Genomic DNA, 25,414 nt, shown 5'->3' on the forward strand with positions numbered 1-25,414 from the left:
AGTCGTCAGCTCGGCGGGTGGATCGAGGTGAGGCTGGGAGTGGTGAGGTCGGAGGGGTATTCGAGGAGCAGAACGGACGTCACCGGACCGTCCAGCGCCTCATACTCATGCGCCCCGTCCGCCCGGAACGCCAGATAGTCCCCAGGCCCGATCTCGTGCACACGCCCCCGCGTGGTGAGCCTGAGTAAGCCCGACAGAACGACGTGATGCTCCGTCCCAGGATGACCGCTCGACTGCTGAACCGCGCCCGGCCGGATCCGCTGGTCGTAGATCTCGAACAGGCTGCCGGGATGCTCGAGCCGCCGCAGCATCCGCAGATCCACCGCGTCGCCGCTCAGCACATCCAGCTCACTCGACCGGACGACGACCAGGTCGGTGGCCGGCGGTTCGTTCAGCAGAGCCGAGACCGGTAGGCCCAGGGCGTTCGACAGACTGAACACCGTCTCGATCGTCGGATTGCCCGCTCCGGACTCCAACTGTGACAGCGTCCCCTTGGCGATCCCCGACCGCCGCGCCAGTTCCGACAACGAGATCCCCTGCTCGTCGCGCCGCGCACGCAGATTGACCCCCAGCACCCGCCCCGCACCGTGACCACCCACCCGGGGAGCATGCCACACCAGCGGTTTGACTCCGCCGTCCCGCGGGCACCGAGCCGGTTGATGGCTGACGAATCCGAAGGAACAGTACTGCTGGCCGGCGCGGCGAATCTGGCGATCGCGGTCGCCAAATGCATCGCCGGACTACTCTCGGGCTCGACCGCCCTGCTGGCGGAGGCGGCCCACTCGGTCGCGGACACCCTCAACCAGGTGTTCCTGATGACGGCGATCCGGCGCAGCCGCAAACCTGCCGACGGTAACCATCCGTTCGGCTACGGGATGGAACGGTACTTCTGGGCTCTGCTCGCGGCCGTCGCCATCTTCGTCCTCGGCGCCGGCTTCTCGATCGTCGAAGGCGTCCGCGCGATCGTGCATCCCGAGCCGGTGGCGATGCTGCTGGTCGCGTACGGCGTACTCGTCGTCTCGTTCGTCTTCGAAGGGGTGTCCTGGCTGAAGGCGGTCCGGCAACTCCACCGTGAGGCCGCCGATGACGGCAGGCCCGCCCTCGAGCACCTCCGCGAGCACGCCGAGCCCGCGGTGAAGACGGTCGCCTTCGAAGACTCCGCGGCGCTGATCGGCCTGCTGCTCGCGGCCTGCGGTGTGACGTTGAGCGCGGTCACCGGCCAGGAATTCTTCGACGGGGCGGCATCTGTTGCCATCGGCATCTTGCTGATCGTGGTCGCCATCGCGCTCGGCCGGGACAACATGGCGATGCTGGTCGGCAAGGCACTGCAGGACGATGTGGAGGAACAGATCCGCGCCGAGATCGCCGGTACGCCGGGCATCGACGCCGTCGTCGAACTACTCAGCCTCCGGCTGGCACCCGACCAGGTCCTGGTCGTCGTCCGGGTCGACCTCGACGACTCCGAGACCACCGGCGCCGCGATCGAGCAACTCGCCGACCAGATCGACACCCAGGTACGCCGCGAGTTCCCCACCGTCCGCCACCTCTTCCTCGATCCGACCCCCTCTTGACCTACACGCTTTTGCCTCCCGGTCGGGTGTGACGTTTCCCCTTGTGGACAAGGCAAACCGGCCTCTTCCCCATTTGTTGCCTAACACCCGTGCGGCGTATAGTCGAACACATGTTCCCCGCCTTCGAGTTCGCTGACTGCGACGCCGCCGAGACCCTCGCCCGGGCCGCTGCTGCCCATGAGCTGCAGCGGCGAAGCGAACTCGAATTGATCTTGTCGGCCCAGCACTTCGCCCGCCTGCACCCGTCGCCCGCCAGAGTCCGCGACGACGGCCTGCCCGGCGGTGAACAAACGCGCGTGTACGGCGGCGTCGGCTGCCCGGAGATCGCGGAATTCGCCGCCGCCGAGTTCGGCGCCGTGATCGGCCGGTCGGCCGGCTCAGCAGCGATGTTCATCGGTCAGTCGGTCGCGTTGGAGTACCGGTTCCCGCTCACCTGGGAACGGGTCCGGGCCGGCGACGCAACCGGGTGGAAGGCTCTGCAACTGGCTCAGGACTGCGTAACGCTGTCGCTGGAAGCTGCCGCGATCGTGGACCGTCGAGTCGCCGACATCATCGACTCGGTGACCTTGCTGCAGTTGAAGAAGATCATCAAGGCCGCGAGCTGGGACGCCGATCCCGACGCCGCCAAGGCGAAAGCAGAAGAAATGGCGAAGGAACGTGGCGTGTGGGTCGGCCGCACCGACGACCACGGAACCACCACCTTGTTCATCAAGGCCGCAACCGGCGACGTCATCCAACTGGATGCCACCATCGCCCAACTCGCCAAGGCCCTGGCCGCCCTGGGTGATGGCGCCTCTCTCGACCAACGCCGCGCGAAGGCGGCCGGCCTCCTGGCCGACCCCGAACTCGCCGCCGATCTCCTCGCCGCAGCCGCCCAGCGCCTCGCCGACACCACCCAGCCCACCGCCACGGCCGCCTCCGCGGCCCTCCTGGACGCTGTCGACGACGGGTCCGGCGCGGACGACGAAGCCGATCGCGACATACCTCGTCCGGACCCGGCCGATCAAGATCCGGAGGACTGCGACCGAACGCTCGATGCGGCCCCACCTCCGGCGCCGATCGACGACGCTGCCGCACGCCAGGAACTCCGCCGCACGATCGACGCCGCTCGGCGCGATCATCCTGACCGACGGCGGACCTACCAGACCGTGGTCAACCTGCACATCACCGACGAGACGCTCCTCGCCGGTGGCGGTGTCGCACGGGTCGAAGGCTACGGACCTGTCTATGCGGACCGACTCGAGGAACTCCTCGGCCATCACCGCATCGTCGTGCGCCCGGTGATCGACCTCAACACGGCCGCCAGCGTGCACGCCTACGAGATCCCCACCCACATCCGCGAGCACATCGATCTGCGCTACCCCGTCGAGCAGTTCCCCTACGGCACCGGAGAAACCACCAGCTCCACCGACCTCGACCACATCCAGCCCTACACGCCGGAAAGCCCGACAGAACAAACCACCACCGACAACCTCACCCCACTACGCCGCTTCAGCCACCGCCTCAAGACCCACGGCCACTGGAAGGTCCGCCGCATCAGCAAACACACCCTCGAATGGACCAGCCCCCACGGCTACATCTTCCACGTCGACCACAACGGCACCCGCCGCGCCTCCCATCGAACAGATCCCGGCTGAAGCTGCCTCAGTCGTCGGGGCGGTTGGCAACGATGACGGCGATGGGTGGGATGACGGCGGCAACGCAGCTCATGCCGATCGCAACCGGTACCGAGATCAGGCGCACCACGAACCAGGCCAGGCCGATCAGAGTCAGGCAGCTACCCATCAGCCAGACGTACGCCCTCACGCGGGTCGCTCGCTTCATCACCTGATCCTTCCGCCTCCTTCGACCATACTCACGCCGCTGAAGTTCTGCTGAAGGTTGCCGTGGTGGGCTCGGCGGGTTCCGGGATCGGATGCGACGATGGGCGGATGGCGGCGAGGGTCCTGGTGGTCGAGGACGCGGAGGCGATCCGGACCGCGGTCGGGATCGCCCTGGAAGAGACCGGGTGCCTCGTCCTGACGCGCCCCGACGGCAGCTCGATCGAGCGCGACCTCGCCTCCTTCCGGCCGGATCTCGTGCTGCTCGACGTGATGCTGCCCGGGCGCGACGGATTCGAACTGCTGGAGCTCGTACGCCGTCTGTCGAGCGCCGGAATCGTCCTGCTGACCGCCCGGGACGCCGTCGAGGACCGGCTCCACGGTCTCCGGACCGGCGCCGACGACTACGTGGTGAAGCCGTTCGTCCTGGCCGAGCTGATCGCCCGCGTCGAGGCCGTACTCCGCCGTATGGGCCGCCTTCGCACAGTGCTGGAGATCGGCGACCTCCTGATCGACATCGAGGCGAACTCGGTCACCCGCGCCGGTCAGCCCATCGACCTGACCGCCACCGAACTCAAACTCCTGACCTTCCTGGCCGGCCGCCGGGACAAGGTTGTCGGCAAGGCACAGATCCTCGCCGCCGTCTGGGGCTACGACGACTACGCCGCCAACCTGGTCGAGGTCCACGTCAGCGCCCTCCGCCGCAAACTCGAATCCACCGGCCCCCGCCTCCTCCACACCATCCGAGGCTCCGGTTACATCCTCCGAGCCCCCACCCCATGAGCGAGCCAACCGTGTCGCTGCCGACCCTTCAGCCTTCACCGACAAAACTGCGGACTGTGTCTTTGCGGCGGCGGGTGACTCTGACGGCGCTCGTCGTTCTCCTGATAGTCCTGCCGATCACCGGTCTGGCGGTGAAAGCGATCTTCGACGCTCAGGCCGAGCGGAACCTCAACACCCTGCTCAACGGCCGTGCTCAACTCGCCCAGCAGCTCGCCCGCCAGAACGTCGCCCCCACCAACCTCGTCCGCCGAATCGACGCCGACGGCATCCGCGTGACGCTCACCCTCCGCACCGGCCAGCAATTCGGCGCCCCACCGATCGAGCCGACCGGCCAGATCCGCGAGGTCCGCACCACCCTGCAGGGCGGTCAGCGCACCCGCGGCGCCACCCTCGTCCTCACCTCAGACACCTCCCTGCTCGACGGCGCCAGCCGCACCCTCCGCCGTGTCCTCTTCCTCTCCGGTGCCGCGGCGCTGCTCATCACCGCCCTCGCCCTCATCCTCGGCATGCGCTTCGCCCTGGCCCCGCTCGACGCGATGACCTCGCTCGCCCGCTCCATCGCCGCCGGCCGACGAGGCGGACGACTCCAACCGACCCGCACCGACACCGAGCTCGGCCGCACCGCCGCCGCCTTCGACGAGATGCTCGACTCCCTCGAGGGCGCCGAACACACCGCCCGCGGCTCCGAACAACGGATGCGCCAGTTCGTCGCCGACGCCGCCCACGAACTCCGTACGCCGGTAGCCGGCCTCCAGTCCGCAGCAGAAACCCTGCTCCAGCTGACTCCTGACACCCCCACCCAACGCCGCGAGGAACTGGAACTACTCCTGGTCCGCGAATCCCGCCGGGCCGGCACCCTGATCGCCGACCTGCTCGAACTCGCCCGCATCGACGCCGGCCTCGAACTCCGCCGCCGCCCGGTCAGCCTGCACGAGATCGCCACCACCCAACTCGACCGCCTCCACCTGGTGGCGCCCGCCCTGAAGATCACCCTCACCGGCCCCGACGTCACCCTGTACGCCGACCCCGACCGCCTCACCCAGATTCTCGCCAACCTCCTGGACAACGCCCGCCACGCCACCGCCGGCACTGGTGAAGTAGAGGTCCGCATCATCCACAATCACGAAGCCGAGATAGTTGTCCAGGACAACGGTCCAGGGGTTCCACCAGAAGACAGAGAGCGGATCTTCCAACGCCTGGTGCACGGCGACGCCAGCCGAGGCTCCGGTCTCGGTCTACCGATTGCCAGAGGATTCGCCCGCGCACACGGCGGTGAACTCGTCTGCCTCGACCGATCCGACGGTCACCCGGGCGCCGCCTTCCGCCTCACGTTGCCAACAACTCAAACCTTCAGCAACCCGGCAACCTGACCGTCGTACCCGTCAAGAACCTTCCCCGCATCAGCCCCGAGCACATCCCGCAGTACGGTCCCGTAGACATCCCGGAAATCAGTCGTCGCCTTGAGATCCCCATTGTCCAGATCGGTCAGACTCGGCTGCTCCCCGAAGAACCCACCCTTCACCCGATCGCCGATCACGAACAGCGGCCCAGCCGTCCCGTGATCCGTCCCGTCACTCCCATTGGCGTGCACCCGCCGACCGAACTCCGAATACACCAGTACGACGACCTGCCGCCCCCGATCGCTCTTCCGCATCCGTTGCACAAAAGGCGTCAACGCACCATCGAGCTCACCCAGCAATCGTTGCTGAGTGCCCCTTTCATCGGCATGCGTATCGAAACCACCCAGCGAAACCGAGTACGCCCGAGTCGGCACCCTCGCCTCGACCAACCCAGCCACCAACTCCAACTGAGCCCCCAAGGCAGACCCACCACCCGCAGAAGCCCCGCGAGTCTTCTCGTCGTCCTCATCATCCGGAGTCTCCGCCTGATCGTGCACCGCACCACCCAGCACCCGAACCGCCTCCTGCAAATCCCGCAGCGACTTGGACGCCAACGCCTGCCAGTGCTCCTCGCCAGAACTCGGCTCGCCCAGCGCAGCAAACGCAGTACCGATTTTCCCGCCAGGCAATTTCAACCCGCGCACAGGTAGTGACGCTGCCGCCGTCGTCGCCCCTGCTAACAACGGCGGCAGCGTCGGCTCGACCGACACCGCGTGCAACGGATCCGCACCGGTCGCATCGAGCCAGCGCCCGAGCCACCCGGTCGGCACCGGCGTCTTCGGCGATGCGGTCTGCCAGATCGCCATCGACCGGAAGTGACTGCGATCCGGATCCGGATACCCGACGCCCCGCACGATCGCGAGTGACTTGTCGTCCCAGAACCCCTTTAACCCCTTCAAGCCCGGATTGAGCGCCAGCCCGTCCCCGAGATCCAGTACTTCGTCCGCCTGATACGCCAAGTCGGGCCGCGCCTTCTGGTACGCCGGATCGCCGGCCGGAATCACCGTGTTCAACCCGTCGTTCCCGCCGTACAGCGTCACCACGACCAGCACGGAATCCCCACTCTGCAAGGGATTCCGCACCGCCGCATTCATCAGATCGGACCAGCTCACCTGGGTCGCTCCAACCGCGAGCGCACCCGCAGCCGTCACCCCACTCATCGTCAGGAACCGGCGTCGCGTCAGGTTGTCCATGATTCTCCTCAACCGCTCACTACGTATTCGGGCGCACAAGCCGCAACAGCAACCAGTTGCGCAGGTTCGGTCACGCCGGCCAGTGCATCCCTGGTCCGCGTGGACCAGTGATCGACCCCGAGCAGAGCCCGTACGCCGTCGACGCGCGCGCTGGACTTCTGCAACTGACCGAGCTCGGCATTCCTTGCCAGCAAGAGCGCAAGCTGCAACCGAGTCACTCCGGCGGACGTGGTCAGCCAACTCCCACCCGACGGCCAACCCCCGACACTCGGCGGCCGCAACGGCAACTGCCCCATCCCCCGCAACCCCGTGAGCACCTTCACCCGAGTCTTGTCATCAAGCCTGGAAGGTTGCACTCCGAGGGCCCGCATCAACCCGACCGCCCACTCAACGGGTTGCTTCACCAACGTCGAAGTACTGTCCCTGAAGGCAGATTCCGCAACGATCGCCTTCAGCACCGCACCGATGTCACGCCGTACGCCGTACGCCGCCACCAGCCGCTCCATCGTCGCGGCGCTCGGCGGAGTCGCCGACACCAGCCGGAACCACAGCCGCCCGATCACGAACGGCGCCGAGTCCGGCTTGGCCAGCGCGAGATCCACGAACCCTTTCGCGTCGAAGTTGCCGGTCTTTCCCAGCATCGTCTTCGACCCGGAGTCATGCCTCGAAGGCACGAATCGCGCTTCCGTGGAGTTCCGCCGAATCGTCCACCCGGTCAACGCCCGGGCGCCTTCGAACACGTCGGTCTCGGCATAGTGCCCGATTCCCAACGTGAAGAGTTCGAGAAACTCCCGCGCCAGGTTCTCGTTCGGCGATCCTTCCCGGTTGTCGTTGCCGTCCAGCCACCGGATCATCGCCGCATCCACCACGAGCGCCCGCGCCAGCTCGGTGAAACTCCCCCGAGCAAACTTCCGGAACGTCTGGTTCTGCGCCAGCATCAACTGCGGGCTCCGTACCTTCTGCTCACTGGTCGCGAAGTGCCCATGCCAGAACCAGGTCAGCCGCTCAGTAGCTGCACCGGCGGGCCCGTTGACCGCTCCCCCGCTCGACACCATCCGGTCGAGCCACCACCCGGTCACCTGCACTTCTTGGGCAACCCGGGCCTTGTTCGCAGCCTTCTTCGCTTCTTTACTGAGCTTCTCGCCCTTGCCGGGTCGGTCGACCGGTGCCTTCAGTTCAGGCGCCGGCTTCGCTGCACTCTCATCGGCCGCCGCGAGCAACCGTCGTACGGCAGCGTCGTACCCAGCTGCCGCATCCCCAGGCCCCAAGCCGAAGCCCAGCCGGTCATGCAACCGCCCGACAGCGGCCCGTTCGCTGATCTCACCCATACCCCCGATCCTGACCAGCGGACTCCCCACCGGACCAGGATCGAGCCGACATCTTCAGCCAACCCACAGCCGCTGTCAGCTGACGGGCAGAGCCAGCTTTGCCAAGGCGTCGACCAGCGGAGAGAGCTCAGGAAGCTCAGCTGCCTTGTCGAGAGCAGCAGTCAGTACCGCGTCGTGCGTCGGCTGGGCCTGGTCCAGCAGGTCACGGCCGGCCCGGGTGACCTCGGTGTAGATGCCGCGGCGGTCTGTCGGGCACAGGTAGCGCTCGAGCAGCTTGCGGTCCTCAAGACGGTTGACCAGACGGGTCGTTGCGGACTGGCTGAGCACCACCGCGTTTGAGAGCTGGTTCATTCGCAGGTGGTAGTCGTCCTGCCGCGCGAGCACGTCGAGCACGCTGTACTCACTGACGGACAGCCCGTGCTGCTTCTGCAGCGCGCGCTCCAGCTCGTCCTCGATCCGGGCATGCAGCGCCGCCAGCGTCCGCCAGCCTTGCGCGCGCGCCTCGGCGGCGCCATCCGGTAGTCCCACTGCTCCTCCTCGGCCCCGCCCTTGATCGCTACCGTTGCATGAGGCAGCATGGCGCTTATGCAATAGCCCGCGTGTGCAACTATCGCGGACGCCGGTAACAGTTACAAGACTACATTCGAGGCGAGAAGAAGCCATGCCAATGTGACACAGGACTGCGACGTCACCGATGTGCCCAAGCAATCGCTTGCGCTACGGACTGTGCGCGGGTGACTCTTCTCCGCACATGGCTGCTCCGCCCTTGCGGCCACATTGTTCACCCTGGAGTGTGAAACATGACAGGAAAGCTCAAGTTCGCCCGTGCGGCTCTCGTCGCGGCCGCGGTCGCCCTCGCTTCCGCCGGCGCCGTCGGCACCGCTGAAGCCCGGACCCCACCGCCCACCACCAACATCGTCGGTGGATCGCTGGCCAGCACCGCGCAGGCGCCCTGGGCCATCGCGCTGAACAACAGCGGCTCGCCCGACCGGTACGGCCAGTGGTGCGGCGCGACGCTGGTGAAGGCGAACAAGATCGTCACCGCCGCGCACTGCGTCGAGGAGGCCCGCAGCACGTACACCGCGATCCAGGGCCGGGACAACTTGCAGGTCAGCACCGGCGGCAAGACCTCGAAGATCTCCAAGATCTGGAAGGACCCGCAGTACGGTCGGGTGGCCGGTCACGACGTCGCGGTGATGACGCTGAGCACGCCGTTCACCGGGGTCGCCACGCTGCCGCTGGAGACCAGCCGCGCCGCGGACGCGGTCGGCGCCCAGTCGACCGTCTATGGCTGGGGCGACACCGAGGGCACCGGCCCCGCGGACCGCTTCCAGAAGGTCCTCGTCCCGGTCCTCGGTGACGCGTACTGCGGCCAGGTGTACGCCAGCGACGGCTACGTCGCCAACGGCGAGATCTGCGCCGGCTACAAGAGCGGCGGCAAGGACTCCTGCCAGGGCGACTCCGGTGGTCCGCTGGTCCTGAACGGCCGGCTCTTCGGCATCGTCTCGTGGGGCATCGGCTGCGCGGACGCCGGCAACCCGGGCGTGTACGCCGAGGTCGCGACGTACGCCACCGCACTGCAGACCCAGATCGACAGCTGACCTGGTTCGCCGATGGCCGGTCCCACGGGGATCGGCCATCGGCTTTTCTGATACAGCGTGTCACTTCCTGAAACACTGTATTGTCCGACCGTGGCACGGGAAGCGGACGAGAGAACAGCACTGGGATCGGTCTGGCTGCGCGCGGAGCCGGGGCAGACGCGGGCGCCGTTGAGCCGGGACGACATCGTCCGGACGGCGATCGAGCTGCTGGATCGCGACGGGCTCGACAAACTGTCGATGCGCCGGATGGCGACCGAGCTCGGGACGGCCGCGACGTCGGCCTTGTACTGGCGGGTCGCGAACAAGAACGACCTGCTCGAGCTCGTCGTCGACACCGTGATCGGCGAGGCGCTGGTGCCTGCCGACGAGGGCGACTGGCGTGATCGGCTCACCGTGCTCGCGCGAGCGGCGTACGACGTACTCGGGCAGCACGCCTGGGCGCCACAGCTGCTCGCGAGCCATGCGGGACTCGGGCCGAACTATCAGGCGTACGCCGAACGCGTGCTGACGATCCTGCACACAGCCGGATTCAAGGGCGTCCACCTCGATGCGGCTGTCTCCGCGGTCTTCCACTACGTCGTCGGAGCCGCGGTCACCGATGCCGCCTGGACGGCGACCGTCCAGCGCAGCGGCATGACCGAACAACAATGGGCCGACGCCGCCGGCGACCAGCTAGGCGTAGGCGCCGCCACCCTCGCCGCCTACCTCAACCGCGAAGACCTAGCCGGCCCCCAAGCCCGCTTCAACGCCGGCCTCCGAGCCATCCTGATAGGCCTCCGCCCCCGCCAACTCCGCTGATTCAGAGGTCGGCTAGGGCTGAGGCGGGGTTCTCGAAGGCGTCGGCGACGAAGCGGAGGAAACCTGCTGCCACGCCGCCGTCGCAGACCCGGTGGTCGAAGACGAGCGAGAGCTGCGTGAGCTTGCGGATCGCCAGTTCACTGTCCACCACCCAGGGTCGGTCGATGATCCGGCCGACGCCGAGGATCGCGACCTGCGGGTGGTTGATGATCGCCGCGCTCCCGTCGACCCCGAAGCTGCCGTAGTTGTTCAGCGTGAACGTGCCGCAGGACAACTCCCGCGTCGTCAGCTTCCCCTCCCGCGCCGACGCTGTCAGCCGCCGGATCTCGGCATCGAGCCCGCGCGCCGTGAGCGCATGCGCGTTCGCAACAGCCGGTACGACGAGCCCGCGTTCCGTCTGCGCCGCCAACCCAAGGTTCACCCCGTCGTACTGAACCAGCTCCTCGCGCTCGGTGTCGACGAACCCGTTCAACTCCGGATACTTCTGCAATCCCGCCACCACGAACCGCGCCATCAACGCCAGCAATCCGGGTCCCGCATCAGTTGCCGTCCGCAACGACTCCCGCAGCTCGACCAACGCCGTCGCATCCACATCCACCCAGGTAGTAGCCTCCGGAATCTCAGCCCGGCTCCGACTCAACGTCGCCGCCACCGCCTTCCGGAACCCAGACATCCCCACCCGCCGCAACTCGGCCAACCCAGTCCGCTCAGCCGGAACCCGTGCAACAGCAGAAGCCGCCGCCGGCTCAGCCTGCCTACCAGCGGCAATCGCCGCATCTACATCTTTGCGGACGATCACGCCACCAGCCCCAGACCCACCCACCTCGCTCAGATCCACTCCAGCATCCCGCGCAAGCCGCCGCACCAACGGCGAAATCACCAAAGGCACTCGCGCCGCACCGGCGTCGGCCGAGCTTGCCGGCGCGGTCGCCTCGCGCGCGTCCGCGGGCCGTCCGGCGATGCCATCCGACGCAAACGTTTTCCGGCGGCGACGGCGGCCGTTTGCCCCGCCTTCAGGGGTTCCGTAGCCGATGAGGACGTTGCCGGAGCCGGCTTTTTCTTCCTCGCGGTAGGTTTCGGCGGCGGGGGCGAGGATGCCGATCGTGATCAGCGGTTTGCCGACGTCGATCGTGGTCCCGGCGTCACCGTGGAGTTCGGCGACGACACCGGCGTACGGCGACGGCACCTCGACGACCGACTTGGCGGTCTCGACCTCGGCGACCGGCGCGTCGACCGCGACCACGTCGCCCACCGCGACCAGCCAGCGCACGATCTCCGCCTCGGTCAGCCCCTCACCGAGATCCGGCAGCAGGAACGTCTGCGTGCTCACGAGTCCTCCCACTGCAGGTCGTCGACCGCGTCGAGAATGCGATCCACGCCCGGCAACTGGTGCCGCTCCAGCTTCGGCGGCGGGTACGGGATGTCGAACCCGGTCACCCGCCGGATCGGCGCCGCCAGCGAGTGGAAGCACCGCTCGGTCACCCGCGCCACGATCTCCGACGACACACTCGCGAACCCACTCGCCTCCGCAACAACAACCGCCCGGCCCGTACTACGAACCGCCGCGCAGACCGTCTCGTCGTCGAACGGCACGATCGACCGCAGATCAACGACCTGCAGCGACCGTCCATCCGCGGCAGCCACCTCGGCGGCCTCGAGCGCGATCGGCACCGACGGACCATAGGCGATCAGAGTCGCATCGCGCCCTTCCCGGCGTACGACGGCGGTCCCGATCCCCGGCTGCTCGACGGTCAGGTCGACCTCTTCCTTGGCCCAGTAGAGCTTCTTCGGCTCCATGAAGATCACCGGGTCGGGGAACTCGATCGCCTTGCGGAGAAGGGTGTACGCGTCCGCGACCGTCGCCGGCGCGACCACGGTCAGCCCCGGGGTGTGCGCGTAGTAGCTCTCGGACGAGTCGCAGTGGTGCTCGACCCCGCCGATGCCACCGGCGTACGGCATCCGGATCACCATCGGCAGTGCGACCCGGCCGCGGGTCCGGTTCCGCATCTTCGCGACATGCGACACGACCTGCTCGAACGCCGGGTACCCGAACGCGTCGAACTGCATCTCGACAACCGGCCGCATCCCGTTCATCGCCAGCCCGACCGCCATCCCGACGATGCCCGACTCGGCCAGCGGCGTGTCGAAACACCGGTCCTCGCCGAACTCCGCGGTCAGCCCGTCGGTGATCCGGAAGACCCCACCGAGCGCCCCGACGTCCTCACCGAACATCAGCACAGTGTCGTCAGCCGTCATCGCATCCCGCAGCGCCTGGTTCAACGCCTGCGCCATCGTCAACTTCACCAGAGTGCTCACTGGTGCTCCCGGGCGAGCTCGTCCTGAAGGAAGGCGGCTTGCTCTCGGAGCTGCGGCGTCTTCTCGGCGTACAGGTAGTCGAACAGCTCCGCGGGATCCGGCTGGACCTCTTCCATCAGCCCGAGCCGCAACGCCTCAGCAGCTTCGTCAGCGGCAGCCACAGCCTGCTTCTTCGAAGCCTCGTTCAGTAGACCGCGTTCGAACAGATAGGTCTCGAGTCGCTTCAGCGGATCGCGCTCGAGCCATGGCGTGACCTCGGCGTCGTTGCGGTAGCGGGTGGCGTCGTCCGCGTTCGTGTGCGCCTGCACGCGATATGTGTGTGCCTCGATCAGCTGCGGCCCTTCGCCATTCCGCGCCTTGTCGACAGCCTGTCCCAGTACTGCGAGCAGGCCGGCCAAGTCGTTGCCATCGGCCCGCTCCCCCGGTACGCCGTACCCGATCCCCTTGTGCGCAAGAGAAGGCGCGATCGTCTGCCGAGCGAGCGGTACGGAGATCGCATACTCGTTGTTCTGAATGAAAAACACCACCGGCGCCTTGAAAACGGCGGCGAAGTTGAGCGCCTCGTGGAAGTCGCCCTCGCTGGTCGCACCGTCCCCACACAACGCCATCACGACGGTGTCCTCGCCCTTGAGTCTGGCGGCGTGCGCGACCCCGACAGCGTGGATCAACTGCGTCGCGAGCGGCGTGGCCTGCGGAGCGACATGCCGGTCGTACGGGTCGTACCCGGAGTGCCAGTCGCCGCGCAGCAGCGTGAGCGTCTCGATCGGGTCGACCCCACGGCTGATGATCGACACGGTGTCGCGGTACGTCGGGAACAGCCAGTCCTGGTCGCGCAGCACCATCGTCGCCGCGACCTGGCAGGCCTCTTGCCCGTGCGATGACGGGTAGACCGCGAGGCGGCCCTGCCGGACGAGCGCGCCGGCCTGGTCGTTGATCCGGCGGCCCTTGACCAACTGCGCGTAACCGTCGACCAGGGTCTGCTCAGCGGGCAGCCGGTACTGCGAATGGTCGTGCGGTACGCCGTGTTCGTCGATCAACCGGATCGGTTCGGCGGAGGGGAGCAAACGCTCCTCGACGGTAGTCATGGACCCTCCTGCGCAGGGAGACGGACGGATGGCTCATCGTCGTACTTCTGGCCAAACGGATCCATAGCTGGGAAAATGACGAGACATTCGGTCATCGCTAGAGAAGTGAGCGCGCATTTTGTCTGATCTGGAGTCGCCCGCGTCGGTGGAAGCTGGACAGATGGCCGCCCATTTCGTCGCGCCGGCTCTCGACGAGGTCGACCGGCAGCTCGTCGAGGCGCTCGGCAAGGACGGCCGGATGTCGATCCGGGCGCTCGCCGATCAGGTGCACATCTCCCGCGCAAACGCTTACGCCCGCGTCGAACGGCTCACCCAGACCGGGGTGATCACCGGATTCACGGCAACGGTGGACCCGTTGAAACTGGGGCTGGCAACCTCGGCGTACGTGACGCTCAGTCTCCGTCAAAGCTCCTGGCGCACCCTGCGCGCTCAGCTCCAGGCGATCCCCGAGGTCAAGCACATGGCCCTCGTCGGCGGCGACTTCGACGCCATCCTGCTGGTCCGGGCCGCCGACAACGAGGGCCTCCGCCGGGTCGTCCTGGAGAAACTCCAGGCCATCCCCGAGGTCCTGGCCACCCGAACCGCCCTGATCTTCGAGGACCTCAGCTCCCTCTGACCCCTAGCATGAGCGGATGCGCAGCCGCCCCGCCTGGATCCTCCTCCTGATGCTGATCGCCGGCGGCGTGCTGACCGGTTGTGGGCCGGGTCAGTCCGGCACGATCGGGCTGAGCGTGGACGACGCCGGCCGGACGGTCGTCGTACTGCAGGACTGCAAGGGCGACATCGACAAGCTGAAGCTGGTCCAGCTCGGCAGGCTCAAGACCGATCCGGAGACGGTGCTGGTGGAGTGGTCCAACCCGAAGTCGCCGAAGGGCATCGTGCAGTTCCCGCTGGTCGAAGGTGCGGGCAAATGGAAGCCGCAGTCGCCGGTCCCGGAACTCGACGTGACCCGGCACTACCAATTGCAGGGCAAGAAGGACAATGGCTGGTCGAATGCCAAAGACATCACCTTCACCGTGACGGAGCTGAAAGACCTCGAGCCGGGTCAGGTCCTGCGGTGGAAGGTCGGCCTTGGTGAGGCCAACGAAATCGTGACGATGGACGAATACAGTCCGAAAGACTGCGGCTGAGCACCGGTACTACGCGCCGCGGCGGCGGTGCCGGTCGGCGTACGAGCGGAGGGCGCGGAGGAAGTCGACCTCGCGGAAGGCCGGCCAGTAGGCCTCGCAGAAGTAGAGCTCGGAGTACGCGCTCTGCCAGAGGAGGAAGTTCGACATCCGCTGTTCGCCGCTGGTGCGGATGATGAGGTCGGGATCCGGCTGGCCGACCGTGTAGAGGTGCTTGGTGATGTCGTCGCCGTCCAAGGTCTCGGCGAGGGTGTTGAGGTCGTTGCCGGCGTCGGCCTCGGACTCCAGCAGGGAACGGACCGCTTCGACGACCTCTTGGCGGCCGCCGTACCCGATCGCGAGCGTGATGTGGTTGCCGGTCGCGCAGTCCTTCGTCGCCTCGACCGCCTTCTTCAGGGCGTGCGCGGTGCTGTCCGGCAGCAGGTCGAGCAGACCGGCGATGTGGACCTGCCAGCGACCGCCCGGCTGGGAGAGGCGGCTGGCAACGATTTCTTCGGTGACCTCCATCAGGTACGCGACCTCGGCGTCGCCGCGCTTGACGAGGTTCTCGGTGGAGCAGAGGAAGACCGTCACGTGGTTGACGCCGGCGGTCTCGCACCAGCCGAGCACCTTCTCGACGTGCAACGCGCCGTACCGATGGCCGACGCTCGGATTCGCATGCCCCTTGCCGCGCGCCCACCGCCGGTTCCCGTCCATCACGATCCCGATGTGCTCCGGCAACGGCCGGCCCTTCAGGTGGCTGCGAACCCGGCGTGCGTACAGGGCATAGACGAGATCCTTCAAAGACATCCCCGCAACCTACTCAACCACCACTACTCAGCGCATCTCCTTGACCACGACTTAACCTGTCCCTGCAGCTAACCCGGTATCGCTGAGCACCCGACGGACCGTCTCCGCCAGCGTGCTGCTCTCGTCGATGATCACTTCCCCTGGTACGCCGAGCGGATCGTGCCCGCGATACCACTCCCGCATCGCGTCCGCCCCGAACGCACTCGCCTTCCCCCGCGTCCCATGCCGCCGCACCGTCTCATCGAACGAAATGTCCAGGAAGTACACGTACGCCGGATGCCTCTCGACCAACTCGCAGAGCATCCCGCCGTACCGGTCCGTCGGCAGGATCCCCTCCACAACCGCATGGAACCCCCGCTCCAACGCCAATTCCGCCAACAACCCGATCGCAGCGATATTGGCCCCGTCCGGCTCCCGATCCTCCTGAAACATCGTCCGCCGCACGTGATCCTGCTCGATCCACGCCACCCCCCGCCCGTACGCCGCCCTCATCCCCTCCACCACAGAGCTCTTCCCAGCACCGGACGGCCCCCTGACCACAATCAACCGCGGATCCATCCCCGCAGCCTAGCCAGGGGTCAGGTGGTTTTTCGGGTAGAGCGTTGGCGGTGGATCCAGAGGAAGAGGGCTATGCAGGGGAGAAGTAGGCCGCCGAGGCCCAGGACGATGAAGTCCCACTCGTGGTTGACGTGGTCGACGAGCCAGCCGAAGTTCTGGCCGAAGAAGCCGGTGACGAAGGTGAGGGGGAGGAAGACGGTGGCGAGGACGGTGAGCTGTTCGATGGTGGCGTTCTGCTGGACACTCACCTTGGTCTGCTCCACTGAGATGACCGCCATGTTCGCCTCCAGAACTGTGGCGAGCAGGTCGCGCTGGGCGGCGACCTCCTCGTTCACCAGGACCAGATGGTCGTGGACGTCGCGGAAGTACGGGAGCAGCCCGGTGTTGCGCGCACCGCGTTCGATGGTCGCCAGTACTGCGAGCAGCGGGTGCACCGCGCGGTAGAAGTCCGTCACCTCGCGGCGCAGGAAGTAGATCCGCTCGGTCGGCGCCACGGTCCCCGCGAACACCGTCCGCTCGACCTCCTCGATGTCGCGCTCCAACTCGGCGACCACCGGTCCGTAGGTGTCGACCACCTGGTCCAGGATTGCCCAGAGCACCGAGTTCGTCCCGTTCTCCAGCAGCTCGGGCCGCTGTTCGAGCCGGGTCCGGGCGCCGTGCAACTCGCTCGCGACCCCTTCGCGCACGGTGATCACGAAGGACGGCCCGACGAACACGCTCACCTCGCCGAAGTCGACCTCCTCGCGCTCGTCGTCGTACCGGGCGGTGCGCAGGATGACGAGCCGGATGTCACCCTCGTACGGCTCGACCTTCGGCCGTAGATGGAACGTCTGCGCGTCCTCGACCGCGAGTTCGTGCAGCCCGAAGCACTTGCTCGCCTCGTCGAGTTCGGCGGGCGTCGGATCGAAGAGCCCGAGCCAGACGAACCCGCCTTCCCGGCAGTGTTCGGCGGCATCCTCGATCGACATCGCCCCGACGTGCTGGCGGCGGCCGTCCAAGTAGTACGCGCAGTCGATGATCATGGCCGGCTCCTTACTCGTCCCTCTTCGATACTAGGGTTGATCGAGCGCTGTGTTGACGAACATTTGGCGGTAGTGAACTTCAGAGGAGCATTGATGGCGCTGCCCACCGTGTTGATGCCTGGTCCGATGAACCGCTCGGTGCAGGCCGGGCTGGACGGCCGCTTCGAGGTGATCCGGCTCTGGGAGGCGGACGACCCGGATGCCGTGCTGGCCGAGCGGGCCAAGGACATCGTTGCCGTGGCAGGAGCCGGTACGCCGATCGACGGCCCCTTCCTCGATCGGTTCCCCTCGCTCCAGCTCGTGGCGAATTTCGGAGTCGGATACGACAAGATCGACGCGACGGCGGCGGCCGAGCGCGGCGTCGTGGTGACGAACACTCCCGGCGTACTCGATGATGAGGTGGCCGATACTGCTCTCGGGTTGCTGCTGATGACGGTTCGCCAGCTTCCGCAGGCCGAGCGGTATCTGCGGGCCGGGAAGTGGCTCGAGCGACCGTATCCGTTGACGCCGTCGACCCTGAACGGTCGCACGATGGGCATCATCGGGCTCGGCAGGATCGGCGAAGCGATCGCTCGCCGGGTCGAGCCGTTCGGCGTTTCCGTTGCCTACCACAACCGTCATCACAAGGACGTCGCCTACCGCTACTACCCCACGCTGCTCGAACTGGCCGCCGCGGTGGACATCCTGACCATCGTCGTCCCTGGTGGCGACGAGACGCGACACCTCGTAAACGCTGAAGTCTTGCAGTCGCTCGGGCCGGACGGCATCCTGATCAACGTCGCCCGCGGATCTGTCGTCGACGAGGCCGCGCTGGTGGAAGCCCTACGCTCCAAGACGATTCTCGGCGCGGGCCTCGACGTCTTCGAACACGAACCCAAGGTTCACCCCGGCCTCCTGGAGGTCGACAACGCGGTACTGCTCCCCCACGTGGGCTCCGCGAGCGTCCCGACCCGTGACGCCATGGGCGGCCTCGTCGTCGCGAACTTGGTGAGCTGGTTCGACAACGGCGTACCGGTAACCCCTGTACCGGAGTCAGCAGATCTGGTACGCCGTACTCATGGCTAGCCAAGACGACGTACTCACCGACGGGTGGAGATGCCAGGCTCCTCGCACGTTGGTCAAGCAGTACGACGGTTGACCGACCAGGCGGAGCCGCCCGCGCGGAACTCATTTGGGAGAATGGGGATCGGCCAGGCCGGGTCGGGGCGCCAGGTGATCCAAGCCGGGTCGAAAGGGCCTCGGCCGGCGCTGAGCTCACGTAGTACGCGAGCCTTCTCTTGCTCCAGATCGGGCGTCGCTTCGAGGATCCCCCGCTCGACCGCCGCCGCGTAGTCGTCCTCGTCCTTCACCTGCGGGTTGCCGTCCGGATCGATCAGCAGATCCAGAACCAGATCCATCGTCTCCAACCCGTACTGCGTTTCCTCGTACGGCTGCTCGAAGTTCACATACCACCCGACGAACTCGCCGTCCTTCCAGCCGAGATTGACACTCGACCACGCACCCCGCGTGTGGAACGTCAACGTCGCAAGATCCGCCGGCGCCTCAACCACGTTGTAAACCAGGCTCTCCATCGCCACCAACTTCCGCTCCCCCCGCGACAACCCCTCCCGCCCCGGCACCCCACGACTACTCGCATAAGCCCCCACAACACCGACCGGCGCAAACGTCACCCACCGATCTTCAGACCGCTCCACCACCACCTGAGGCACCGCACTCCACAACCACCCCCGCCACACCTCGGCAACCAGAATCTCCACAGGAGTCCCCCGCTCGTCAGCCACGTGCATCCCATACTCTCGTCCCATGCCCAACGCCCCCTGCCCAACCTGCGGCCGGCCGGTGGACGAGCATGACCGAAACGTGCGATTCACCCTCCCTACACCGCTGTTCGAGCTACCCGACTGGCGGCAAGCGCCGGGCCTGTGGATGAGCCATGAAACCCCCACCGAATCGGTGATGCTCCAGGCGGAAGGCGTCGGCGCCTTCATTCGCGCAGTGCTGCCGATCCGGCTGGCGGATGATCACCGGCTCACGTATGGGGTCTGGGTTGGGGTGCCTCCGGATCTGCTGCAGGAGGCGTTTGCTGTTTGGTGGGGTGACAATCCGGCGTACAAGGATCTGCGGTTGACCGGTGTGCTGGCGAACAAGGTCCTGCCATGGGGGTTGCTCGGCGCGCCGGTCGTTGCGACGGTCGAGGATGTTGAGGCGACGCCGTACTGCACAGAGTCCGCCGACCCGATGCTCGCTCGCGTGCTGACCGAGGTGTGGGCGCACGACGTCCTTGGTTAGCGATCCCAGATTCGGTTCGTGTGCCAGGCGTATTCCCAGGCTTGGATGTCGGGGGGTTCGATGCCCAGGCCGGTGAGGATGGCGCAGACCTGTTCGCGGTGGTGGTTGGCGTGGTTCAGCGCCTGGGCGATGAAGATGCCGGCGCGGCATTCGCGCAGACCGTTGTCGACGACGATGACGCGTTCGGTGTCGATCGCCTTGGCGAGGACCTCCTCCCAGAGCAGGCGGGCTTCCTCGATCCACTGCTCCAGCGTGTCGAAGTCTGCCTCCGCCGGACCGCCGTCGGCCCAGGCGAGCTGCTTGCTGTCGGCCAGGCGCCGCAGGTAGCTTCCGTCGCAGGTGACGATGTGATGCAGCGTCTGGAGGATCGTTCCGAAGGTGCCGACGCCGGTCGCGCCGAGCTGTTCCGGGGTGAGGTTCTGATCGCGGCAGAACGCGACCAGCTCTTTGCTCGCCCAGTTGTTGTGCCGCACCGCGTCGTACAGGACCTCGTTCACGCTCTCCTCATTCCGCCGGCTTCCTCCGACGGTAGCGGCCGACTATCGGCCGGAGTAATTGTTTTTCAGCCTGACGAGGAGCTCAGGCCAATGGGTGTGCAGCGTGCTGAGGTGAGCGGTCGGGCGTAACTCCAGCGTGGCGCCGGGGATCTGGCTGGCGAGCCAGCGGGCGTTGCGGATCGACGCGTTGGAATCTTCGATGCCGTGCCAGATCGTCGTGGGACAGCTGATCGTCTCGGGTCGGAAGGCCCAGGCTCTGAAGGAGATCGCGGCGTCGCGGAGGTATCCGGCCGTGTTCGTCAGCGCTTCGCGTGCGGCAGCGGCGAGCTCAGCTGGTTCATGCCGCGCGAGCACAGCCTGGTCGAGAGGGTGCAGCCCGTCGAGCCACTTCGCCGCGAGCGCTTCGTCCTCGGCGCCGACCGGATCGAGCTGTGCGACGAACGCCTCGAACTCGGGGCGCATCAACGCGATCGCCTCGTCGACGCTTTGCCGCGCGAGCTTCCGGATGAAGTCCTGCTTCTCCGGCGTCAGATCGTCGCGATGCCACGGCGGATCCAGCTCCGGCACGTTCGCCGTACTGGCAACCATGCCCACTGCCCGAACCCGCTCAGCCCGCAGCGCCGCACAGGCCAACGCATACGGCCCACCGAGTGACATCCCCAGTACGGCGTATCGCTCGACGCCGAGCAGATCCGCCACCGCCGCGACGTCGTGGGCCACGGTGAGGTGATCCGACTCGGCCGCGTCGGACTGCCCGTACCCCGGCCGATTCACTGCGATCAGCCGTACGCCGACCTCGCGCGCCGCTTCGGCACCGGGGAATGCGGCATGGCGGGTGTCCGGGCAGCCGTGCAGGAAGAACACGGCCGGCCCCTCGCCCACACTCCAGTACTGCGCCTGCCGTCCGTCGGGCAGGTGCAGCAGTTCGCTGGTCAATCAGCCCTGCGGCGCGGCGATGTTCACCATCCAGGAGACGCCGAACTGGTCGATCACCATGCCGAACTCGTCGCCCCACATCTGTTTCTCCAGGGGCATCGTGACGGTGCCGGCTTCGGCGAGCTTCTCGTAGTACCCCCGGAGGTCGTCGCCGTCGTCACCGCTCAGGCTCACCGACATCGTGGTGCCCGGCTTGTACTCGAGCTCCGCGGGCGTGTCCGCGCCCATCAGCGTGAAGCCGCTCGGCGTTTCGAGCGAGGCGTGCATGATCTTGTCGGCATCCGACGAGTCTGACGCGCCGAACTCACCGAAGGTGTTCATCGCGAGTTCGCCGCCGAACACCTCCTTGTAGAACTCGAACGCCTCGCGCGCGTTGCCGTTGTAGCTGATGTACGGATTCAATTTTGCTGCCATCGGAAAGCTCCTTGCCCGAGTCACGTTTTCCCCTTGGCTCGCACAGTAGACCCACCCACAGACAGTTTGCGAGACCTCGTCAGCCGAGCAGTTCCTTCATGCTGTGAACCACCGCATCAGCCCCTGCCGCGGCGAGCTCCCGCCCCCGCTGCGCGTTCTTCGCATAGCCGACAGCCACCACCCCAGCACGATGTGCGAACTCGACATCCGTCACCGCATCCCCCACCATGCAGGCCCGCTCAGCCCCCACCCCGAGCAACCGCAACGCCTCGAACGCCAACCCCGGATGAGGCTTCATCAACTCCGGCCCGGCAAACGGTCGGCCCCAGCACAAACGCAACCTGACTCCGCAACCCATGCAGCTCAAGAAACACCTCGATCGCCTCAGCACCTCAAGATGATCAACCGTGCTAGCAACCGCCTCCGGCATCACCACCCCCACCCGACGCACCGGCGTACGAGCCTCCTCCGCAATCCGCGACCCACACCCGCGCGGAAACAAATCCCCCACCGGCCCATCAAAATCAAGCAGGACGCCGTCAACACCGGTGAGTGGGTGGGTTCGCATGCGTTCATCATCAGGGATGGTCGAGAGGCTTCTGATGGGGCATGCTCGTGGGATGTGGTGGCGTCGGCGGCGGAAGCGGGATGAGGGGGAGTCTGTCTCGCGGGGGAGCGAGCGGACTGATTGGCGTGCGCCGCGGCCGCCGGCCGAGGTGAAGGATCTGCGGGCCCGGCTGACATCCGAGGGGCACAACCTCAAGCATTAGAAACTGTCGGCGGGGGCTGGGATCGTTCCTGCATGGGTGAAACGCTGGTCGACGTCGGGGACGTGACGCTGTTCGTGCGCGAGTTCGGCGTGCCGGGCGAGCGGCCGTCGCTGGTGGTGATGCACGGCGGGCCGGACGTCGGTCATCGGTATCTGGTGCCCGGGTTCGAGCCGTTGGCGCGTGATCACCATGTCGTGATGTTCGACTTCCGCGGCTGCGGGCGGAGCACTCGTGGGCTGCCGGACGAGGCACTGCAGCCGGAGAACGTGGTGGAGGACACCCGTCGGCTGATCGACAAGCTGGGGCTCGGCCAGGTGGATCTGCTCGGGTTCTCGACCGGCGGGAGGGCGGCGGTGCAGTTCGTGGAGAAACATCCCGAGCAGGTACGACGGCTCGTGCTCGCCTCGACGACGGCCTACACCGATTTCGAGCCGCAACTGGCGAGCTGGGAGGAGTACCAGCGACGCCAGGCGACGGGCGAATCGGTCAGCGTGTGGGACCTGGAGCTCGCGCCGGCGTACGAGGAACTCCGCGGTACCGACGAAGGCGACTGGAGTTACGAGCGAGCGGTCAGCGGTGCGATGCATCCGTGGTGCCCAGCCGATCCTGAGCTGGTACTGCGTACTTCGGGCAAGCCGCTCCTGATTCTGCAGGGGGAGCGCGACATGGGGTTCCCCGTCGAAGTCGCGCGTCGCCTACATTCCGCAGTACCGGGGAGTGTGCTCGCGGTTGTGCCCGAAGCCGGGCATATGTGCCATTTCGAGAAGCCGGAGGTCTGGTCCGGGCATATCCGGAGCTTCCTGGCCAAGCGGTCTGCGGATTGGCATTCTGGGCAGATGGAGAGCGTCTACGAGGCCGCGGGCGGCAGCGACGGCATGCTTCGGTTGGCGGAGGCGTGGCATGCGCGAGTGATGGCTGACGAGGTGGTGAGCCATGCGTTCAGCCATGGGTTCCACCCTCAGCACAGTGAGCGGCTGGCGGCGTACTGGGGTGAGGCACTGGGCGGGCCTGCTGTCTATACGGAGCTGTACGGCGACGAGACCTCCGTCGTACGGACTCATAGCGGGAACGGGCCGCATCACGAGATGGACCGGCGCGCGATCGCGTGTTTCGACGTGGCGCTGGACGACCTCGGGTTGGCGGACCCGCTGCGACAGGTGTTGCACGACTACTTCGTGTGGGCGACCGACGTGAGCATGGCGCAGTACACGGGGGCCAAGGATCAGGTGCCCGACGGCCTCAGCATTCCGCGCTGGTCATGGGACGGGCTACAGACTGAAGGCGATTGACCGCAGGATGAGCACCGCGAGGAACACCACCGTGAACGCGATGTCGAACGACAGACCTCCCGCATTCACCGGACGCAACCGCCGTCGCACCGGCGCAAGCACCGGCTCCGTCCCCGCATGAGCCAACGCCCGAGCCCGCCCCACCCACGGCGGCCCCTGCGCCACCATCCGCCCCCAGTCCAGAATCATCCGTGCGATCAGCAACAGCACGAACAGCGTCAACACATACCCGACAAGACTTCCGACAAGACTCATAACCAAGCTCCTCCGTGGCTGCTTACCTGCGCCAACGAGCGGGCCGACCCGGAAAGTCCTCGCCGCCGACTTTCTTAGCGGGCTTTCAGGTCTAGGCCTCGGCGATCGCTGCGATCGACACCCGCAGCCCTTCCACGTCCACGGGAAGTGAGGCGCCTTGCCGGGCCGGCTGAACCGTGGGGAACCACGCCAGCCACTCCTCGTTCATCCCCGCGAAGTCCTCGGGATCCCGCAGGATGAAGGTGGCGCTGACCACCTTGTCCAGCGAACTCCCCGCCGCCTCCAGGATCGCCGCGACATTCTTCAAACACTGCCGCGTCTGCTCCTGGATCGTGCTCCCCGCCAGCAGGCCGGTCGCCGGGTCGTAACCCGCCTGCCCTGACACGAACACCAGCCCCGCAGCCTTCACCGCCTGGCTGTACGCCGCTGACTTCGGCGCCTCATCCGTCTCGACAATGATCTTCACCATTCCGCTCCCCCTCAGCTCCGAAAAACCCCAGTCAACCTCCACCAACCCCAGATAGCCAGACGGCAAGTGCCCGGTCACCCCACCGCAGCACAGAATGGCGTCCATGACGGAATGGGCTGTGCGCGACTACGAGCCGGATGACGAGCGTTCGTGGCTGCACTGCCGCGTCCTGTCGTTCCTCGACACGAACTACTACGACGATGTCGTCACCGCCAAGCCTGTCCGCGACCCAGGCCTCGAGTTGGTAGCCGTCGCCGGCGATCAGGTCGTCGGCTTGCTCGACGCAAGCCTCGACGGCACCTCGTCAACCATCGAGACCCTCGCCGTCCACCCTGACCACCGCCGCCTTGGAATCGCCCGACCCGCCGCGAAGGTGAGGCCCGAATGGGTTTGGTTTATGTGACGGGAGCTTCGGGGGTTGGGAAGTCGGCGGTTTGTGGGGAGTTGCGGGGGCGGGGGTTTGTTGCTTATGACATCGATGCGGATGAGTTGGCTCGGTGGTTCGAGAACGGGTCGGGGGTCGAGGTGGAGTTGCCGGCGCTGCGGGATGATGCGTGGTTTGCCAACAACACCTATCGGCTGCCGCGGGAGACGGTCGAGCGGGTGGCGACGGAGGTTGGGGACGGGGTGGGGTTCATCTGCGGGACGGTTGGAAACGACAACGAGATCTGGGACTTGTTCGAGACCGTGATCAGTCTCAGCCTTGACGCGAAGACACTGCGGCGGCGTCTGACCGAACGGGCGGGCGGCTTCGGGTCGTCCGGGGAGGAGTTGGAGCGAGTGTTGGGGTGGCATGCGCGGGTGGATGCCGACAATTCGCAGTACGGGGCCGTGTTGATCGATGCGAGTCCGGCGTTGGCTGAGGTGGTTGATCGAGTGTTGGGGTGTGTGCGTGGTGGTTGATGTGCTCGGGTTGCCTCGGTTGGGTGGGTTGCCGTGGGTGGACGTGGCGACTGAGGCTGCGTATGAGGAGTTCTCGCGGAAAGTCGGTTCACCGGGGGCACCGCCGGGGAATCTTACGGCGTACGTGCGATGGCTTGCGGTCCACAGGCAGGTGCTGTTTCACGGCAGCCGGCGGGGCGGGATCGAGGAGCTCCGGACCGA

Annotated in this window: 31 protein-coding genes; 13 read left to right on the top strand and 18 right to left on the bottom strand. The window is 66.8% G+C overall.

Annotation, left to right across the window (positions count from 1 at the left end; translation table 11 throughout):
• Positions 1 to 5: 5 nt before the first annotated feature.
• The gene (locus tag ABZ004_RS20915; protein WP_355681815.1) at positions 6 to 599 is read right to left on the bottom strand and encodes an XRE family transcriptional regulator; all 594 of its coding nucleotides are present in this window, start codon (positions 597 to 599) and stop codon (positions 6 to 8) included.
• 60 nt (positions 600 to 659) lie between these two features.
• Here ABZ004_RS20915 and ABZ004_RS20920 point away from each other — a divergent pair, with 60 nt between their 5' ends.
• Positions 660 to 1,571: a cation diffusion facilitator family transporter gene (locus ABZ004_RS20920; protein ID WP_355681817.1), complete on the top strand. Its 912-nt coding sequence runs from the start codon at positions 660 to 662 to the stop codon at positions 1,569 to 1,571.
• Between the two features lie 110 nt (positions 1,572 to 1,681).
• The gene (locus ABZ004_RS20925) at positions 1,682 to 3,208 is read left to right on the top strand and encodes a hypothetical protein (protein ID WP_355681819.1); all 1,527 of its coding nucleotides are present in this window, start codon (positions 1,682 to 1,684) and stop codon (positions 3,206 to 3,208) included.
• A gap of 7 nt (positions 3,209 to 3,215) precedes the next feature.
• Here the strand turns inward: ABZ004_RS20925 and ABZ004_RS20930 are convergent, their stop codons facing one another.
• The gene (locus ABZ004_RS20930; protein ID WP_355681820.1) at positions 3,216 to 3,395 is read right to left on the bottom strand and encodes a DUF3099 domain-containing protein; all 180 of its coding nucleotides are present in this window, start codon (positions 3,393 to 3,395) and stop codon (positions 3,216 to 3,218) included.
• Positions 3,396 to 3,502: 107 nt separating this feature from the next.
• Here ABZ004_RS20930 and ABZ004_RS20935 point away from each other — a divergent pair, with 107 nt between their 5' ends.
• Both ABZ004_RS20935 and ABZ004_RS20940 read left to right on the top strand, forming a co-directional pair.
• A complete protein-coding gene (locus tag ABZ004_RS20935; RefSeq protein WP_355681822.1) occupies positions 3,503 to 4,174 on the top strand; it encodes a response regulator transcription factor in 672 nt (223 codons plus the stop codon).
• A gap of 56 nt (positions 4,175 to 4,230) precedes the next feature.
• On the top strand, positions 4,231 to 5,544 hold the full coding sequence (locus ABZ004_RS20940) for a HAMP domain-containing sensor histidine kinase (RefSeq protein WP_355681824.1): 1,314 nt from the start codon (positions 4,231 to 4,233) through the stop codon (positions 5,542 to 5,544).
• On the opposite strand, the gene ABZ004_RS20945 is transcribed toward ABZ004_RS20940, so the two are convergent.
• From ABZ004_RS20945 to ABZ004_RS20955, 3 genes are all read right to left on the bottom strand, one after another.
• On the bottom strand, positions 5,517 to 6,767 hold the full coding sequence (locus ABZ004_RS20945; RefSeq protein WP_355681826.1) for a DUF1501 domain-containing protein: 1,251 nt from the start codon (positions 6,765 to 6,767) through the stop codon (positions 5,517 to 5,519). The two genes, ABZ004_RS20940 and ABZ004_RS20945, sit on opposite strands and share 28 nt — an antisense overlap.
• 8 nt (positions 6,768 to 6,775) lie before the next feature.
• A complete protein-coding gene (locus ABZ004_RS20950; protein ID WP_355681828.1) occupies positions 6,776 to 8,095 on the bottom strand; it encodes a DUF1800 domain-containing protein in 1,320 nt (439 codons plus the stop codon).
• 75 nt (positions 8,096 to 8,170) lie between these two features.
• A complete protein-coding gene (locus tag ABZ004_RS20955; protein WP_355681830.1) occupies positions 8,171 to 8,623 on the bottom strand; it encodes a MarR family transcriptional regulator in 453 nt (150 codons plus the stop codon).
• A 272-nt stretch (positions 8,624 to 8,895) separates the two neighbouring features.
• Here ABZ004_RS20955 and ABZ004_RS20960 point away from each other — a divergent pair, with 272 nt between their 5' ends.
• Complete coding sequence (locus tag ABZ004_RS20960; protein ID WP_355681832.1) at positions 8,896 to 9,696, top strand: serine protease; 801 nt, start codon at positions 8,896 to 8,898, stop codon at positions 9,694 to 9,696.
• A gap of 90 nt (positions 9,697 to 9,786) precedes the next feature.
• Positions 9,787 to 10,494 (top strand): TetR/AcrR family transcriptional regulator C-terminal domain-containing protein, encoded by a 708-nt coding sequence (locus tag ABZ004_RS20965; protein WP_355681834.1) that lies wholly within the window; start codon positions 9,787 to 9,789, stop codon positions 10,492 to 10,494.
• Between the two features lies 1 nt (position 10,495).
• Here ABZ004_RS20965 and ABZ004_RS20970 read toward each other — a convergent pair whose 3' ends face one another.
• Genes ABZ004_RS20970 through ABZ004_RS20980 form a run of 3 tightly spaced genes read right to left on the bottom strand, consistent with a single transcriptional unit; the run spans position 10,496 to position 13,895 of the window.
• Positions 10,496 to 11,824, bottom strand: a complete 1,329-nt coding sequence (locus tag ABZ004_RS20970) for a dihydrolipoamide acetyltransferase family protein (protein WP_355681835.1) — start codon at positions 11,822 to 11,824, stop codon at positions 10,496 to 10,498.
• On the bottom strand, positions 11,821 to 12,786 hold the full coding sequence (locus tag ABZ004_RS20975; RefSeq protein ID WP_355681921.1) for an alpha-ketoacid dehydrogenase subunit beta: 966 nt from the start codon (positions 12,784 to 12,786) through the stop codon (positions 11,821 to 11,823). Before ABZ004_RS20975 ends, ABZ004_RS20970 begins: the two co-directional genes overlap by 4 nt.
• A 20-nt stretch (positions 12,787 to 12,806) precedes the next feature.
• Positions 12,807 to 13,895: a thiamine pyrophosphate-dependent dehydrogenase E1 component subunit alpha gene (locus ABZ004_RS20980; RefSeq protein WP_355681837.1), complete on the bottom strand. Its 1,089-nt coding sequence runs from the start codon at positions 13,893 to 13,895 to the stop codon at positions 12,807 to 12,809.
• Between the two features lie 160 nt (positions 13,896 to 14,055).
• On the opposite strand from ABZ004_RS20980, the gene ABZ004_RS20985 reads away from it, so the two are divergent.
• Together ABZ004_RS20985 and ABZ004_RS20990 are read left to right on the top strand one after the other, a co-directional pair.
• Positions 14,056 to 14,511 carry an Lrp/AsnC family transcriptional regulator gene (locus tag ABZ004_RS20985; RefSeq protein WP_355681839.1) on the top strand — a complete coding sequence of 152 codons (456 nt, stop codon included), beginning with the start codon at positions 14,056 to 14,058 and terminating at the stop codon, positions 14,509 to 14,511.
• Positions 14,512 to 14,527: 16 nt separating this feature from the next.
• Positions 14,528 to 15,025, top strand: a complete 498-nt coding sequence (locus ABZ004_RS20990) for a hypothetical protein (RefSeq protein ID WP_355681841.1) — start codon at positions 14,528 to 14,530, stop codon at positions 15,023 to 15,025.
• A gap of 9 nt (positions 15,026 to 15,034) precedes the next feature.
• Here ABZ004_RS20990 and uppS read toward each other — a convergent pair whose 3' ends face one another.
• From uppS to ABZ004_RS21005, 3 genes are read right to left on the bottom strand one after another with little or no spacing between them, the layout of a single operon-like run.
• Positions 15,035 to 15,811, bottom strand: coding sequence for a polyprenyl diphosphate synthase (gene uppS, locus ABZ004_RS20995; RefSeq protein WP_355681842.1), 777 nt, complete (start codon positions 15,809 to 15,811; stop codon positions 15,035 to 15,037).
• A gap of 51 nt (positions 15,812 to 15,862) precedes the next feature.
• Positions 15,863 to 16,369 carry an AAA family ATPase gene (locus ABZ004_RS21000; protein ID WP_355681844.1) on the bottom strand — a complete coding sequence of 169 codons (507 nt, stop codon included), beginning with the start codon at positions 16,367 to 16,369 and terminating at the stop codon, positions 15,863 to 15,865.
• A 20-nt stretch (positions 16,370 to 16,389) separates the two neighbouring features.
• Positions 16,390 to 17,391 carry a magnesium and cobalt transport protein CorA gene (locus ABZ004_RS21005; protein WP_355681846.1) on the bottom strand — a complete coding sequence of 334 codons (1,002 nt, stop codon included), beginning with the start codon at positions 17,389 to 17,391 and terminating at the stop codon, positions 16,390 to 16,392.
• Positions 17,392 to 17,484: 93 nt separating this feature from the next.
• Here ABZ004_RS21005 and ABZ004_RS21010 point away from each other — a divergent pair, with 93 nt between their 5' ends.
• The gene (locus tag ABZ004_RS21010; protein WP_355681848.1) at positions 17,485 to 18,456 is read left to right on the top strand and encodes a 2-hydroxyacid dehydrogenase; all 972 of its coding nucleotides are present in this window, start codon (positions 17,485 to 17,487) and stop codon (positions 18,454 to 18,456) included.
• Between the two features lie 53 nt (positions 18,457 to 18,509).
• Here the strand turns inward: ABZ004_RS21010 and ABZ004_RS21015 are convergent, their stop codons facing one another.
• Entirely contained in the window at positions 18,510 to 19,061 is a 552-nt protein-coding gene (locus ABZ004_RS21015) for a DUF402 domain-containing protein (RefSeq protein ID WP_355681849.1), read from the bottom strand.
• Positions 19,062 to 19,194: 133 nt separating this feature from the next.
• On the opposite strand from ABZ004_RS21015, the gene ABZ004_RS21020 reads away from it, so the two are divergent.
• Positions 19,195 to 19,680 (top strand): DUF2199 domain-containing protein, encoded by a 486-nt coding sequence (locus ABZ004_RS21020; protein WP_355681851.1) that lies wholly within the window; start codon positions 19,195 to 19,197, stop codon positions 19,678 to 19,680.
• On the opposite strand, the gene ABZ004_RS21025 is transcribed toward ABZ004_RS21020, so the two are convergent.
• From ABZ004_RS21025 to ABZ004_RS21040, 4 genes are all read right to left on the bottom strand, one after another.
• Positions 19,677 to 20,177, bottom strand: a complete 501-nt coding sequence (locus ABZ004_RS21025) for a DinB family protein (RefSeq protein ID WP_355681853.1) — start codon at positions 20,175 to 20,177, stop codon at positions 19,677 to 19,679. The genes ABZ004_RS21020 and ABZ004_RS21025 overlap by 4 nt on opposite strands.
• Before the next feature lie 42 nt (positions 20,178 to 20,219).
• The gene (locus tag ABZ004_RS21030) at positions 20,220 to 21,113 is read right to left on the bottom strand and encodes an alpha/beta hydrolase (protein ID WP_355681855.1); all 894 of its coding nucleotides are present in this window, start codon (positions 21,111 to 21,113) and stop codon (positions 20,220 to 20,222) included.
• On the bottom strand, positions 21,114 to 21,527 hold the full coding sequence (locus tag ABZ004_RS21035; protein ID WP_355681857.1) for a VOC family protein: 414 nt from the start codon (positions 21,525 to 21,527) through the stop codon (positions 21,114 to 21,116).
• A gap of 79 nt (positions 21,528 to 21,606) precedes the next feature.
• Positions 21,607 to 21,825, bottom strand: a complete 219-nt coding sequence (locus ABZ004_RS21040; protein ID WP_355681859.1) for an HAD hydrolase-like protein — start codon at positions 21,823 to 21,825, stop codon at positions 21,607 to 21,609.
• Between the two features lie 504 nt (positions 21,826 to 22,329).
• Here ABZ004_RS21040 and ABZ004_RS21045 point away from each other — a divergent pair.
• Positions 22,330 to 23,586 carry an alpha/beta fold hydrolase gene (locus ABZ004_RS21045; RefSeq protein ID WP_355681861.1) on the top strand — a complete coding sequence of 419 codons (1,257 nt, stop codon included), beginning with the start codon at positions 22,330 to 22,332 and terminating at the stop codon, positions 23,584 to 23,586.
• Here the strand turns inward: ABZ004_RS21045 and ABZ004_RS21050 are convergent.
• Positions 23,566 to 23,841, bottom strand: a complete 276-nt coding sequence (locus ABZ004_RS21050; RefSeq protein ID WP_355681863.1) for a YggT family protein — start codon at positions 23,839 to 23,841, stop codon at positions 23,566 to 23,568. The two genes, ABZ004_RS21045 and ABZ004_RS21050, sit on opposite strands and share 21 nt — an antisense overlap.
• Positions 23,842 to 23,932: 91 nt before the next feature.
• Positions 23,933 to 24,310, bottom strand: coding sequence for a Rid family hydrolase (locus ABZ004_RS21055; RefSeq protein WP_355681865.1), 378 nt, complete (start codon positions 24,308 to 24,310; stop codon positions 23,933 to 23,935).
• A 103-nt stretch (positions 24,311 to 24,413) separates the two neighbouring features.
• Here ABZ004_RS21055 and ABZ004_RS21060 point away from each other — a divergent pair, with 103 nt between their 5' ends.
• Together ABZ004_RS21060 and ABZ004_RS21065 are read left to right on the top strand one after the other, a co-directional pair.
• Complete coding sequence (locus tag ABZ004_RS21060; protein WP_355681867.1) at positions 24,414 to 24,713, top strand: GNAT family N-acetyltransferase; 300 nt, start codon at positions 24,414 to 24,416, stop codon at positions 24,711 to 24,713.
• Positions 24,695 to 25,213: an AAA family ATPase gene (locus ABZ004_RS21065; protein WP_355681869.1), complete on the top strand. Its 519-nt coding sequence runs from the start codon at positions 24,695 to 24,697 to the stop codon at positions 25,211 to 25,213. Before ABZ004_RS21060 ends, ABZ004_RS21065 begins: the two co-directional genes overlap by 19 nt.
• The last annotated feature ends 201 nt before the right edge of the window (positions 25,214 to 25,414 follow it).

It is taken from the genome of Kribbella sp. NPDC006257, assembly GCF_040613535.1.
GTDB lineage: Bacteria > Actinomycetota > Actinomycetes > Propionibacteriales > Kribbellaceae > Kribbella.